This window comes from Clostridium tarantellae, assembly GCF_009295725.1.
Classification (GTDB): Bacteria; Bacillota; Clostridia; order Clostridiales; family Clostridiaceae; genus Sarcina; species Sarcina tarantellae.
Window position 1 is genome coordinate 1 of sequence record NZ_WHJC01000621.1, and the last position, 579, is coordinate 579.

The following is a 579-nucleotide window of genomic DNA, read 5'->3' on the forward strand; positions in this document are numbered from 1 at the left end:
TTAATATTTTCTCTGCTTTGGTGAATTTGAATAGCTCTATATTTATTTATAATAAGCTGAACAACTCTTTCTTTTAAAAACCATTCTTTAAGATTAGATATTGCTCTAATAAGATGCATTATTTTTTGTTTAGATAATGTAACTTGCGAAAACTTCATCTTTTCAATTATAAGTTTATAATCAGTTAAATTATTAAGCTTAACTAAATCAACAATATCATTATCTGTAGATTTTTTTCTTATTGCTTCACAATTAAAGAAAAATTTAAATTTTTTAATTTTTTTAGGAGATAATTCATACTCTCTTTTTAGTTCACTATTGTCTGTAAATAAATGATTATATTTAGATAAAAGTTTTTCAATAGTATATTTAGCATAATATTTACATTTAGTTTTAAGAATTTTTAACCAAGAACTATTAGGTTTTAATAAATTCATTGAAAAACCCTCATGAAAATCTGCTGCTTTTGAGTCAGATAATTGAGCCATATATATCATTAGTCTTTTTTCTCTAGCTTTCATTTTTATAAAATCTTGAGAAAAGAAAAAGTTTCTAATATGAACATATCCAGTAAAATCT

1 pseudogene is annotated in these 579 nt (G+C 21.9%); it reads right to left on the minus strand.

Features of this window, described 5'->3' with window-relative positions:
* A pseudogene (locus tag GBZ86_RS17595) lies at window positions 1–579 on the minus strand (hypothetical protein); the annotation flags it as partial.